The sequence below is a fragment of the Hydrogenophaga pseudoflava genome, assembly GCF_004353865.1.
Lineage (GTDB): Bacteria > Pseudomonadota > Gammaproteobacteria > Burkholderiales > Burkholderiaceae_C > Hydrogenophaga > Hydrogenophaga pseudoflava.
This window is the reverse complement of sequence record NZ_CP037867.1, coordinates 4183935-4195422: the sequence shown is the minus strand read 5'-3', so window position 1 is coordinate 4195422 and position 11488 is coordinate 4183935. Positions and strand designations below refer to the sequence as shown.

13 protein-coding genes are annotated in these 11488 nt (G+C 65.4%); 5 read left to right on the top strand and 8 right to left on the bottom strand.

All coding sequences use genetic code 11. The features are described from left to right. Positions 1-83 precede the first annotated feature (83 nt). Genes gspK through gspG form a run of 5 tightly spaced genes read right to left on the bottom strand, consistent with a single transcriptional unit; the run spans position 84 to position 3040 of the window. Positions 84-1061 carry a type II secretion system minor pseudopilin GspK gene (gene gspK / locus HPF_RS20210; RefSeq protein ID WP_066153381.1) on the bottom strand — a complete coding sequence of 326 codons (978 nt, stop codon included), beginning with the start codon at positions 1059-1061 and terminating at the stop codon, positions 84-86. Positions 1062-1069: 8 nt separating this feature from the next. Beyond that, positions 1070-1771, bottom strand: a complete 702-nt coding sequence (locus HPF_RS20205; RefSeq protein ID WP_133157643.1) for a PulJ/GspJ family protein — start codon at positions 1769-1771, stop codon at positions 1070-1072. After that, entirely contained in the window at positions 1771-2142 is a 372-nt protein-coding gene (gene gspI / locus HPF_RS20200) for a type II secretion system minor pseudopilin GspI (protein ID WP_127804356.1), read from the bottom strand. The genes HPF_RS20205 and gspI overlap by 1 nt, the downstream gene beginning before the upstream one ends. Continuing rightward, complete coding sequence (locus HPF_RS20195; protein ID WP_241559688.1) at positions 2139-2600, bottom strand: prepilin-type N-terminal cleavage/methylation domain-containing protein; 462 nt, start codon at positions 2598-2600, stop codon at positions 2139-2141. The genes gspI and HPF_RS20195 overlap by 4 nt, the downstream gene beginning before the upstream one ends. Further along, entirely contained in the window at positions 2597-3040 is a 444-nt protein-coding gene (gene gspG, locus HPF_RS20190) for a type II secretion system major pseudopilin GspG (protein WP_066152656.1), read from the bottom strand. Before gspG ends, HPF_RS20195 begins: the two co-directional genes overlap by 4 nt. Before the next feature lie 83 nt (positions 3041-3123). On the opposite strand from gspG, the gene HPF_RS20185 reads away from it, so the two are divergent. The 3 genes from HPF_RS20185 to HPF_RS20175 are packed head-to-tail and all read left to right on the top strand — an operon-like array spanning position 3124 to position 6133. Then, the gene (locus HPF_RS20185) at positions 3124-3570 is read left to right on the top strand and encodes a general secretion pathway protein C (protein WP_127804358.1); all 447 of its coding nucleotides are present in this window, start codon (positions 3124-3126) and stop codon (positions 3568-3570) included. Beyond that, positions 3567-5468 (top strand): DUF294 nucleotidyltransferase-like domain-containing protein, encoded by a 1902-nt coding sequence (locus HPF_RS20180; RefSeq protein WP_243721626.1) that lies wholly within the window; start codon positions 3567-3569, stop codon positions 5466-5468. The genes HPF_RS20185 and HPF_RS20180 overlap by 4 nt, the downstream gene beginning before the upstream one ends. Further along, positions 5465-6133, top strand: a complete 669-nt coding sequence (locus tag HPF_RS20175; protein WP_127804360.1) for a 3'-5' exonuclease — start codon at positions 5465-5467, stop codon at positions 6131-6133. The genes HPF_RS20180 and HPF_RS20175 overlap by 4 nt, the downstream gene beginning before the upstream one ends. A 19-nt stretch (positions 6134-6152) precedes the next feature. Here the strand turns inward: HPF_RS20175 and HPF_RS20170 are convergent, their stop codons facing one another. Beyond that, the gene (locus HPF_RS20170) at positions 6153-7163 is read right to left on the bottom strand and encodes a nicotinate-nucleotide--dimethylbenzimidazole phosphoribosyltransferase (protein WP_481808304.1); all 1011 of its coding nucleotides are present in this window, start codon (positions 7161-7163) and stop codon (positions 6153-6155) included. An 83-nt stretch (positions 7164-7246) separates the two neighbouring features. Next, positions 7247-8851 (bottom strand): threonine ammonia-lyase, biosynthetic, encoded by a 1605-nt coding sequence (gene ilvA, locus HPF_RS20165; RefSeq protein WP_133157641.1) that lies wholly within the window; start codon positions 8849-8851, stop codon positions 7247-7249. A 228-nt stretch (positions 8852-9079) separates the two neighbouring features. Between ilvA and HPF_RS20160 the strand changes: the two genes are divergently transcribed. Continuing rightward, positions 9080-9529: an OsmC family protein gene (locus HPF_RS20160; RefSeq protein WP_066152668.1), complete on the top strand. Its 450-nt coding sequence runs from the start codon at positions 9080-9082 to the stop codon at positions 9527-9529. Between the two features lie 17 nt (positions 9530-9546). On the opposite strand, the gene coq7 is transcribed toward HPF_RS20160, so the two are convergent. Beyond that, complete coding sequence (gene coq7 / locus HPF_RS20155) at positions 9547-10200, bottom strand: 2-polyprenyl-3-methyl-6-methoxy-1,4-benzoquinone monooxygenase (protein WP_133157640.1); 654 nt, start codon at positions 10198-10200, stop codon at positions 9547-9549. Positions 10201-10427: 227 nt separating this feature from the next. Between coq7 and HPF_RS20150 the strand changes: the two genes are divergently transcribed. Further along, positions 10428-11393, top strand: coding sequence for a porin (locus HPF_RS20150; protein ID WP_133157639.1), 966 nt, complete (start codon positions 10428-10430; stop codon positions 11391-11393). Positions 11394-11488 lie beyond the last annotated feature (95 nt).

Genomic DNA, 11488 nt, shown 5'->3' with positions numbered 1-11488 from the left:
GATAGAGGGGCTGCAATGCCCCGTGGGTACTGGGCGGAGGGCTATTTTAGGGACGAGGCGGGGCCAGCGGATGAAGCTGATGTTCATGATGGCGCCACCCGTTCGCGCCAGTGCACCCGGGTTCTCAAGCCATCGCGCTGGACCAGCGAGCGTTCTTCGATCACGGTGTCGTCCAGTCGAAGACGGATGTACACCTCAAAAAACCGGCTGCGCACATCATGGCGCTGGCTGCTGACCGATTGCTGGCTGGCGCCAGGGATGCGCTGGATGGCATCCTCCAGTTTGGTGAAGGGCATGGTGTCCCGCGCAGCCACCACCTGCTGGGCCAGCGCCAGGTCCAGGCCCGGCACGCTGGCGCTGAGCACCTCGGGTGTGACGGTGTTCAGGTTGAGCAGGGTGCGTTCGGGCAGGACCGTCACATGGGGCCGCAGGGCCTGCAGGGTGCTCGGACTCAGGCCCAGCCAGGCCAGCTGGGCGAAGCGCTGGGGCGTCAGCGGCGAGGTGGACGGTTCCGGGTCGTTGAGGGCCCGTTCGGTGGTTTTGAGCAGGTTGGCAGACGCCGCTTCCAGTTCGGGCTTGGGCAGGTTCAGCAGGGCGAACAGCCGCTCGAACATGGCAAGGTCGGCGGACGACAGCTCGACCTTCGATTGAGAACCCGTCTGGCTGACCCTGACGAGGTTGCCGAAGTTCAGCCGGGATTGGGCGTCCTTGATTTCGCCGGACAGAAACGCGGGCATCAGGTCGTCCGCGCTGTTGTTCTTGTCGGCGGCCAGGAAGGAGGACAACCGGGCTTCTTCCAGAGGCGTCGCCCACGGCTCGCCCAGGTGGTCGGCGGCCCCGCTGGTGCGGTTGCTGCGCCCGTCTTCGCGCAGGATGAGCCGCGCCCAGTCCAGGGCGCCCACCAGGATCCAGCCGGCCTGAAGGCGCTGCCGCTCGGCGGCCTCGACTTCGGAGGACCGCCACTGCTGCCAGAGGGCCGCGGAGGCCAGGGTCGCCACCAGGGTCACCGTGAGCATGGCCAGCAGCAGGGCGGCACCACGTTCTTTGGATGAAGCGCGCATCTTCTTCATCAGCGTGCGGCCAGCAGGGACGGGCGCACCCAGTCGCTGGTCAGCGTTCCGGAGAGGCCTCTTCCCGCCGACAGGGTCAGCACCAGACGCACGCCGTTGGGGATCGCGTCGCCGCCCCCCAGGGTGACGCCTGCGTTTTCGTTTCCGACGGAGGATTGCGGGTTCCCCCAGGTTTCACCACGGTGATAGAACAGCTGCCACTGGTCGATCGCCGCCAGCGCGACCTGGGTGTCTCGGCCGTCGATCTCCGCGGGCGATTCGATCCATGCCGCGGCCCTGGCCCAGGCATCGGCCAGTTCGTCCCGGCGCTTGATCGGGCCGGACTGCCAGCGCATCCACTGGGCGCCCGCACTGCCGGACTGCATGCGTGTCCAGGCCACCACTCGGATGCCGTCGCTGCGCAGCGCGCTTTCCGCGGCATCCCGCCGGGTCAGGCGCAACACCCGGCCGTCGAACGCCAGCGGGCTGAGCTCCTTGGTGTCCACCAGCGCGTCCAGGTCGGCGGCCCACTGTCCCAGCGCCGCCTGCAACCGCAGCAGCTCGTCGGCCCGCTCCTGGGTCAGGGTCTGGGTCCGCTGCATGGCATCGATGGAACGCCAGCTCAGCATGGCCAGCATGGACATCACCGCCAGCGCCACCAGCAGTTCGACCAGGGTGAAGCCCCGTTCGCGTCGCAGTGGGGTCGGGTCACCCGTGCGCATCAGTACCGTCCCATCACGGTCGACAGGCTCAGCAGCCGGACTTCGTTGCCATCAACCGCGCCCTCCACGATCGCGTCGACGCGCTGGAAGTTCGGGTTGGGGGTGGGCTGCACCGACAGCCTCACTTTGAGTGTGCGGCCCGCCTGCTGGCACTCGCTGGTGCTCTCACCGGTGCCCGGCAACTGTCGCAGCAGGCGCAACCGGATCAGTTCGTTTTCGGCGCACAGCTGCGCCAGCCACTGGTCGCTCTGGCGCGCGGCGGCGCGTGTGAGTGCCGAGGTGGCCTGGGAACCGGCGGCCAGCGCCACGGCCACCACGGCCAGGGCCACGAGGATCTCGATCAGCGTGAAGCCGCGGCTGTGCCGGTTCATGGTGTGGCCGGTTCTGCGATCACGGCAAAGGGAGCGAGGCCGTCTGTGCCCAGTACCAGGCGTTGCTCGCCTCGGGCCAGTTCGATGCGCTGGGCCGCGATCAGCGGTTCCGGCCCGAGCAGCAGCTCCGAGGTGCCTGGCGGCTGGACCACGCGCACCCGTGTTTCCGGGTGGAGCCAGCTGCGGGGTCTGGTCAGTGAGTCCGCCGACTTGGAGCGCGATGTGATGCCCTGGAACTCGAAACCCTCTCCATTGGGTTTCCAGCGCACCGGCACGCCGCTGGCTCGCGACTGCGCCCGCGCCGACTCGAGCAGTGCGGCCAGCCGGAGGGACTCGTTCTCCAGCGCCGTGGAATCGCTGTCCCGCAAGGAAAGACTCACGCCAGCGGTGGCCAGCGCGATGATGGACACCACCACCAGCAGCTCCAGCAGTGTGAAGCCGCGTGTGCGGGTGTTCACTGCCAGCTGCCGATGTCGGCGTCCTTGCCCTCTCCGCCGGGTTGACCATCGGCTCCCAGCGACAGCACGTCCACCTCGCCGTGCACACCGGGGTTCACGTACTGGTAGGGCTGGTTCCAGGGGTCGGCCGGCAGCTTGTCGAGGTAGGGGCGCCAGTTGGGCGGCACCGGTGCAGCGGTGGGCCGGGCCACCAGTGCGGTCAGGCCTTGCGCGCCGGTGGGAAAGCGCTGGTTGTCCAGCTTGTACAGCTTGAGCGCCTGCATGAGGTTGTTGACGTCCGTTCTGGCGGCGGTTACGCGCGCATCGTCGGCGCGGTTCAGCACGTTGGGCACGATGAGGGCCGCCAGCACACCAATGATGACCAGCACCACCATCAGCTCGATCAGCGTGAAACCGCGCTGACGCCGACCGTGCGCAGACGAGGGACCAGGGGTGGACATCGAAGTGACAGATGCGAATTTCAAGACAGGCTCCCGGAAGCACGCGGCGCGGTGCGCCAGAGAAGGTGGATGATAATGTGTTCATGCTCAAGACACCTTCCCTTGCAAGCCTCGCGGCCGGCCTGCTCTGGCTGGTGGTGGCGCTGCTTTCGGGTTACTGGATGTTGCAGCTGTGGGGCCGGGAACCACTGGTTCCGGTGGGTGCCCTTGGAACCCCGCCGATCCAGTCGGACGCAGCGGGCGTCGCCCGCGTGCTCGGTGCCGTGCCCGAGGCGCAGGCGACCGCTCCGGCGACGGCTCCTCTGTCGTCCCGTTTCAGGCTTCTGGGGCTGGCAAGCCAGCCAGGCCAGAGCGGTGCTGCGCTGATCGCCGTCGATGGACAGCCGCCGCGCCCCGTGGTGGTGGGGGGTGTGGTCGACGGCGAATTGCGACTGCTCTCGGTCGGGCCCAAAGTGGCTCGCCTGGGCACCACCGCTGGAGACCCATCAGCACTGGAGCTCAATCTCCCGGAGCCCGTGGAGTCTCGGTGAGCCTGGCACCATCTGCCCCCAGCCCGTCCGCCTCGCTGCTGGACCAGCTGGCGGCGGAGCTGGGCCGGTTTCCCCCATTTGACGAGATGGATGCGGGCCACGTCCGGGCCTTCGTGGAGGCGTCGCGGCAGGCGTACTTCGCTCCCGGCGAGGCACTGGTTCGGCCAGAGGATGGGCCCGCCAGCGAACTGTTTTTCATCCGTCGCGGCGCGGTGGTGGGCAAGCGGGGGCTTTCTGATGTCGCAGGCGGGGCGTTCGAGTACGAGGCCGGTGACCTGTTCCCGATCAGTGCGGTGCTCGCCCAGCGCGCCACCAGCACCGCCTACCTGGCCACCGAAGACACCTTCGTGCTGCGCCTGCCAGCCGAGCGGATGCAGGCGCTGGCGCAGCTCAGTCCGGTGTTCGGGGACTTCCTGAACCGGCGTGTGCTGCGGTTCCTGGAGCTTTCACGCGCGGCGCTGCAGGCAGCCTACGCATCGAGGGTCCTGGCCGAGCAGTCGATGGAAACACCGCTGGAGCGTCTGTGCCGCCACGCGCCCGTCAGCTGCGCGCCCGGCACGCCGCTGCGCCAGGCGCTGGAGGACATGCACCGGTTGCGCATCGGGTCGATGCTGGTGGTGGACGAAGGGCAGCGCCCGGTCGGCATCCTCACCCGCTACGACGTGCTGGACCGCGTCGCGCTGGCCGGTGTGTCGCTGGACGTGCCGATGTCGGCGGTCATGGTGGGGCCGGTGCACACGCTGGAGTCCGACCGCAGCGCCCAGGACGCGGCGCTGCTGATGTCGGCCAAGGGCATTCGCCACGTGCCCGTGACGCAGCAGGGGCGGCTGGTGGGCATCGTGTCCGAGCGCGACCTCTATGCCCTTCAGCGCATGAGCCTCAACCAGGTGAGCGAGCGCATTCGCCATGCGACAGGCATTCCCGACCTGCAGGCCGCGGCCCATGACATCCGCGAGTTTGCGCGCCACTTGCTCGGCCAGGGTGTGCAGGCGCTGCAGCTGACACAGCTGATCAGCCACCTCAACGACCTGCTGACGACCCGGCTGGTGGCGTTGAAGGCCGGCGAACACGGTCTTGACCTGCAGTGCTTCTGCTGGATCGCCCTGGGGTCCGAGGGGCGGGGCGAGCAGACCATCGCCACCGACCAGGACAATGCGCTGATACTCGCCGACGACGTGAACCCCGGCGAGCGGGACGCCTTGCTGCACATGGCACAGGACATCAACCACGCCCTGGACGCCTGTGGCTATCCGCTGTGCAGGGGCAACATCATGGCGGGCAACCCCGATTGCTGCCTGACGCTGTCCCAGTGGCAGCAGCGTTTCGTGCAGTGGATCGAGCAGGGCGCACCCAAGGATCTGCTCAACGCCAGCATCTACTTCGACTTTCGCGCCCTGACCGGGCAGGCCGGTATGGCCGCCAGTCTGCGCGGTTTCGTGACCCAGCGCGCGTCGGCCAACCCGCGGTTTGTCCGCCAGCTGGCAGTCAATGGCCTGTTGCAGGCACCACCGTTGAACTGGCGTGGCCAGATCGACACCAAGCCGGTGGATGGTCTCGACACGCTGGATCTCAAGCTGCAGGGTACGGCCATCTTGGTCGATGTGGCCCGGCTGTACGCGCTGGCCAACGGCATCGCAGCCACCTCGACCCGGGAGCGGTTCGAAACCGCGGGTCCGAAGCTCGGCGTCCCTGCCCGCGAACACCAGGCCTGGGTGGCCGGGTTCGAGTTTCTGCAGATGCTCCGTCTGCGTGCCCAGCTCGATGGCGCCTCGGTGGGCGACAACCCCAACCGCATCGCGGTGGGCGCACTCAACGACATCGACCGCCGCATCCTGCGGGAGACGCTGCGGGTGGTGCGCAGCCTGCAGCAGCGTGTGCAGCTCGACTACCAGCGATGATTGCAACGCTGCTGGCGTCGGTGCGGTCATGGTGGGGGCTCCAGGACCCGGTAGCTTCTTCCGACGCCGAACGCTGGGTGGTCGTCGACGTTGAGACCAGTGGACTGGACGCAAAGAATGACCGGCTCCTGGCCATTGCAGCCATCGGTCTCAGGGTTGGTCCTGCGCCGGCATCGCGGCCGGAGATTGTGCTGGGCGACAGCTTCGAGGTGGTGCTGCGTCAGGAGGCGGTGTCTGATCGCGACAACATCCTCCTGCACGGCATCGGTGAGCAGCGTCAGCGGGACGGCGTGGAGCCTGCGACGGCGCTGCAGGCCTTTGTGGACTTCATTGGCGAGGCGCCGCTGCTGGCCTTTCACAGCGCCTTCGACGAAACCCTGATCGACCGGCATTGCCGGCGGCACCTGGGACGCCGGCTGGTCAACCCTTGGCTGGACCTGGCCCATCTCTGTGCCGTGACCCATGAGGAGGTGCGGGCCCGGTCGCTGGACGACTGGATGGCGCATTTCGGCATCCTGTGCCCGGCCCGGCACCAAGCGTCCGCCGACACGCTGGCCACGGCCGAGCTGTTGCTACGGTTGTGGCCTCGCATCGCGCCGGAGGGTGGCCGCTGGCGCGATGCCGTGCGACTGGCTGGACGCCGGCGCTGGCTAGCCGGGCGCTGAGGGCGGACTGGGCCGCGGGTCAACGCTGTAGCAGTTGCTGTGCCGCTTGCAGCAGCGGCCAGGCCAGCAGGGCTCCGATGCCTTCTGCGCTGCGAAGCTCCATGTCCAGCAGTGGGTTGGCCTGGAGGTGGATCAGCAGGAGCCGGTGCCCTGGCTCGGCCGCGCGGTGGGCATACACCAGATAGTCGGCCACGGCCGGGACCAGGGCGCGGGCCACCAGCGCGGCTGTTCCGGCCACGAAGCCGTCGACCAGCACCACCCGTCGCTCGCTGGCGGCCTGGATCATCGCGCCGCACAGCATGGCAATCTCGAAACCTCCCATGGCGGCCAGAGCCGCCTGCGCCGAGGTGGCGCGGCGGTGCCTGCTGGCGGCAGCGAACAGCCGCTCCAGCTTGCGCTGCCCGAACACCTCGTCTGCTTCCTGATCCTTGCCACAGGCATCGGACAGCGGAACCCCGCACAGGCGGGACAACAGCAAGGCCGCCGAGGCCTCACCCGCAACGCCGATGCTGCCCAGCGCCACCACATTGCCGGGCAGGTGCCGCACCACATCCATGCCTGCCTGGATGGCAGAGCGCGCCTGTGCCTGCGACATGGCCGGCGCCAGCGCCGCGTTGCGTGTGCCGTAGCCTATCTTGCGCCGAAGGAGGGTGGCGGCGGTCTCGGTGCCCTCGGGCAGCTGAATATGGTGGGCGACACCGGCGTCCACGAGGGTCACATCGAAGCCATGGTGCCCGGCCAGCGCACTGGCAGGGCTCTTGCCCGCGAGCAGCTCGCAGGCGCTTTGGTGGGTCAGGTCCTGCGGCGATTTGGACACACCCTCATCCGCGATGCCGTGGTCGGAAGCAAATACCACCAGCTGGGGAGACTCGAACCGAAGTTCCTCCAATCCGTGCCCTGAGGGGTGCTGAATGCGGGCCAACTGCATGGCCAATCCCTCAAGACGCCCAAGAGGCGGCTCCTCTCCATGGGTGCCGCGCAGACGGTTCTGCACCATCAGGCCGAGTTGGGCGTTCGCCGTCGGTGACACCTCAGGCCATGGTGGCAATGCCCGGTCATCCCTGTCCGTCGACAGGTCAGGAAGGGACCTGGGCCGTTGATTCATGGGCTTGCTCAGCTTTTGAGGAACAGTCGATACACCGGGTTGTGGGTTTCTTCCACATAGGGGTAACCCAGGGTTCCCAGAAACTTTGCAAACGCCTTGTCGTCCTTGGGCGGCACCTGCAGCCCGACCAGGATCCGGCCGTAGTCGGCACCCTGGTTGCGGTAGTGGAACAGACTGATGTTCCAGCTTGGACGCATCAGACTCAGGAACTTCAGCAGCGCGCCGGGTCGCTCCGGAAACACGAAGCGCAGCAGGCGTTCATCCTGGGCCAGTGGCGAGTGGCCGCCCACCATGTGCCGGATGTGTTCCTTGGCCAGGTCGTCGTGCGTGAGGTCCAGCGACTCGAAACCCCGTTTGCGGAAGTTGCTGGCGATCTTGGTCGACTCGCCAGGCCCCTGCGTGGTGAGACCAACAAACACATGGGCCACCTTCGCGTCACCAATGCGGTAGTTGAACTCGGTGATGTTGCGCGGGCCTCCGGGCAGTGAGTCGAACGACTCGAGGAAGCGCTTGAAGCTGCCTCGCTCTTCAGGAATGGTGACTGCGAACAGCGCCTCGCGCTCTTCGCCGACTTCCGCCCGCTCGGCGACAAAACGCAGGCGGTCGAAGTTCATGTTGGCACCGCACAGGATGGCGGCGTAGGTCTCGCCCTTGGTCTTGTGCTTCGCCACGTACTGCTTCATGGCCGCCACGGCCATGGCGCCCGACGGCTCGACGATGCTGCGGGTGTCCACGAAGACGTCCTTGATGGCCGCACAGACCGCGTCGGTGTCCACCACCACGAACTCGTCCACAAGACCGCTGGCAATCCGGAAGGTTTCTTCCCCCACCAGCTTGACCGCGGTGCCGTCTGCAAAGAGACCGACGTCTCCCAGGGTGACCCGCTCTCCCGCCTGGACGGACTTCAGCATGGCGTCCGAGTCGACCGTCTGAACGCCGATCACCTTGATCTCGGGGCGCACGGCCTTGATGTAGTTGGCCACGCCGGAGATCAGACCTCCTCCGCCAATGGCAACGAACACCGCGTCCAGATGGTCCGATCCGAGGCTTTGCAACTGGCGCAGGATTTCCATGGCGATCGTGCCCTGTCCCGCGATCACGTCCGGATCGTCAAAAGGGTGAACGAACGTAAGCCCTTCCTTCTTTTGGATGTGAACCGCATGTCCGTAGGCATCGGAATAGCTGTCGCCGTGGAGCACCACCTCTCCGCCAAAGGAGCGGACTGCATCCACCTTCACCTGGGGTGTGGTGGTGGGCATGACGATCACGGCTCGAGTGCCCAGCTTGTGGGCGCCCAGGGCAACGCCTTGCGCGTGGTTGCCGGCCGAAGCGCAGATCACGCCCTTGCGAAGTTGGTCGGGGGTCAGATGCGCCATCTTGTTGTAGGCGCCTCTCAGCTTGAAACTGAATACCGGCTGTTGGTCCTCGCGCTTGAGGAGTACCTTGTTGTGAAGGCGGCGACTGAGGTTGCGGGCCGGTTCCAGTGCAGACTCCACTGCGACGTCGTAGACGCGCGCATTCAGGATTCTGGTGAGGTAGTCCGACGGACTGAGCGGGGCGCTGGTGCGAGGCGCCGGTGCCGCGGCCCTCTTGCTGTTGGATCGTGTGGTCATTGTTTGTCCTGTCCAACGATGATAGCGAGCCGAGGTCGCGAAAAAAAACCCGGACTGGTGGAACCGGTCCGGGTTTGAATCCACCCGTAGAGGGCAGAGGAGACAACCTTCAATACAATGCCGCCATTGTATCGAGAAATGCTGCGGCGCAACACGGTTGAAAGTGTTTTTGCTACCTTTTAGGGAGCTGACTCTCGAACTGTCAGATTTTTCACAACCGACACAGCTATGGAATGCACCGTGACTTGGACCGGCGCCGCCGGTACCCGCTCCCACATGGGATTTGTCGCTGAAACAGGCAGTGGTCACATTTTGGCCATGGACGGCGCCCCGGATGCGGCCAAGCCGGAAAACGGGGGCGCGAATCTGGCGCCCAGGCCCATGGAAACCGTACTGGCCGGTACGGGTGGGTGCACGGCCTACGATGTAGTCCTGATCCTCAAGCGCGGTCGCCATGATGTGCGGGGCTGCAGTGTGAAGCTCACGTCCGAGCGCGCGCCGACCGATCCGAAGGTGTTCACGCGAATCCACATGCATTTCACTGTGACCGGTCGGGCGATTCCTCCCGCTGCCGTGGAACGTGCCATCGCGATGAGCCACGAGAAGTATTGCTCTGCCAGCATCATGTTGGGCAAGACAGCGGAGATCAGCACCAGCTTCGATCTGCTGGAAGCCTGAGTACCCTCTCTTTAGGCTCAGAACCGGTGAGCCACGGTGGTCATCACCTTCGCTGCAGTCTTCATGAGCAGCTTGACAGGCAAGGGAAGTTCCACGGCGCCGGCATGCTGTGCTTCCCGGGCATGCCTGGCTTCATCGGCCTGCATCTGGGCCACGATGGCTCTTGATGCGTGGTCCGAGATGGGCAGCCGGTCCATGTGAGAGGCCAGGTGATCCTCGACCTGCCGCTCGGTTTCGACCACAAACCCAAGGCTGACGCCGGCACCCATCCGTCCAGCGAGCAGACCGATTCCGAACGCTCCTGCATACCACAGGGGGTTGAGGATAGACGGGTGGGCGCCCAGTTCATCCAGTCGGTCCCGGGTCCAAGCCAGGTGGTCGGTCTCCTCCCGTCCTGCTGCTTCCAGCTGTTGCGCCAGCCGTTCTCGTTGCGGATGGGTGCTGCTGCGCGCAGCCATGGCCTGAGCGGTGTAAAGCGCTTGGGCGCAGACCTCGCCGACGTGATTCACGCGCATCAGCGCGCCAGATGTCGCCTTGTCCTCCGCACTCAGGTGGGTGTTCGGAGATTCAGCCACAGTGTTGCAAGGTCGAGTCGCGCGCGGCCTGGCAAAAAGGGTTCTCAAAGCAGTGTCGGCAGCAACCAGAAGAGAGTCCATGGATTTGGCAGTCATGAAAAATGGCAAATTGATTGTCGCTCGATGCATTAAAGGCGGTGATTACTATTGTTCTAGGTAGTCACCCGAGGAAGGGCTTTTCCTTGTTGTCCATGAACGACAAACACCCCTGAAAGCTTTGCACCCCCCGAGCCCTTCTGGTGCAATGAAGACACTTCCAGTAACGGAGGTTGGCTCGGAGGCTCAGACCGCCGGCCCATTCATCAACCTTGGAGATACCCTCAATGAAAAAGACCCTGATTGCTCTGGCCGCTGTGGCTGCCACCGGCGTTGCATTCGCTCAGTCCTCCGTGACGATTTACGGCAAGGTGGAAGCCGGTCTGCAGAAGATGAACGGCGACTCGCTGAAGATGACCAACATCCACGGCTCGCGTCTGGGTTTCCGCGGTGCTGAAGACCTCGGCGGCGGTCTGCAAGCCAAGTTCCAGATTGAGCACCGTTTCAGCCCCGACACGGGCATGGATGCAACTTACAGCCCGGGTGGCACCAATCCCGCGACCGGTGTCGTGACTCCCGCTTCGTCGACTTTCTGGAACGGTATGTCCACGGTTGGTCTGGCCGGTTCCTTCGGTGAAATCCGTCTGGGCCGCTACTACAGCGCGAACTTCCTGGGCGCCAACAACAAGCCCGACCCCTTCGGTGGTGATGGCGCCGGTGCACTGCGTGGTATCGGTATGCAGACGACCCACGTCCGTACCGCCAACATCATCCACTACAGTGGCAGCTTCAGTGGTGTGAACGTCGCCGTGTCGACCGGTCTGAAGGAAGGCGCAGCCAAGGCCCACAACAGCTTTGCCGTCGGATACGCCAATGGTCCTCTGGACGTGGGCGTCGGTGCCGACAAGGATGCTGGCAGCGATGTGACCAACGCCTATGCCACTTATGATCTGGGCGTTGCCAAGTTGGCGTTCGGCCTGGGCAACAAGAAGACCGCCGCTGGCGTGAAGACCGAAGGCCTGCTGTTCGGTGCCACGATCCCTGCGGGTCCTGGCAAGGTGCTGGTCGGTGTTGCTCAAGCCAAGAACAAAACCACCGATACCACCACCAACCAGAAGGTTGGCCTGGGTTACTACTACCCTCTGAGCAAGCGCACCGCGCTTGAATTCACCTACGGTCGTGACAGCAAGGCCAAGACCGCCACCGGCAAGAACGTGGGCGGCGCCGACTTCACTCTGCACCACAATTTCTGATCATCTGCCGGCGAAAGCCGGTTGATGTACGGAAAATCAAAGCCTGTCTTGGGAACAAGACAGGCTTTTTTTGCTCCTACCCGCGACCTTCGGTA

Bases quoted from the DNA above. Each gene is read 5' to 3' on its own strand.
- HPF_RS20160 (WP_066152668.1), top strand. From the start codon at position 9,080: ATGGAATGCACCGTGACTTGGACCGGCGCCGCCGGTACCCGCTCCCAC.
- ilvA (WP_133157641.1), bottom strand. From the start codon at position 8,851: ATGACCACACGATCCAACAGCAAGAGGGCCGCGGCACCGGCGCCTCGC.
- gspG (WP_066152656.1), bottom strand. From the start codon at position 3,040: ATGTCCACCCCTGGTCCCTCGTCTGCGCACGGTCGGCGTCAGCGCGGT.
- coq7 (WP_133157640.1), bottom strand. From the start codon at position 10,200: ATGACTGCCAAATCCATGGACTCTCTTCTGGTTGCTGCCGACACTGCT.
- gspK (WP_066153381.1), bottom strand. From the start codon at position 1,061: ATGCGCGCTTCATCCAAAGAACGTGGTGCCGCCCTGCTGCTGGCCATG.
- HPF_RS20175 (WP_127804360.1), top strand. From the start codon at position 5,465: ATGATTGCAACGCTGCTGGCGTCGGTGCGGTCATGGTGGGGGCTCCAG.
- HPF_RS20205 (WP_133157643.1), bottom strand. From the start codon at position 1,771: ATGCGCACGGGTGACCCGACCCCACTGCGACGCGAACGGGGCTTCACC.
- HPF_RS20185 (WP_127804358.1), top strand. From the start codon at position 3,124: ATGCTCAAGACACCTTCCCTTGCAAGCCTCGCGGCCGGCCTGCTCTGG.
- gspI (WP_127804356.1), bottom strand. From the start codon at position 2,142: ATGAACCGGCACAGCCGCGGCTTCACGCTGATCGAGATCCTCGTGGCC.
- HPF_RS20150 (WP_133157639.1), top strand. From the start codon at position 10,428: ATGAAAAAGACCCTGATTGCTCTGGCCGCTGTGGCTGCCACCGGCGTT.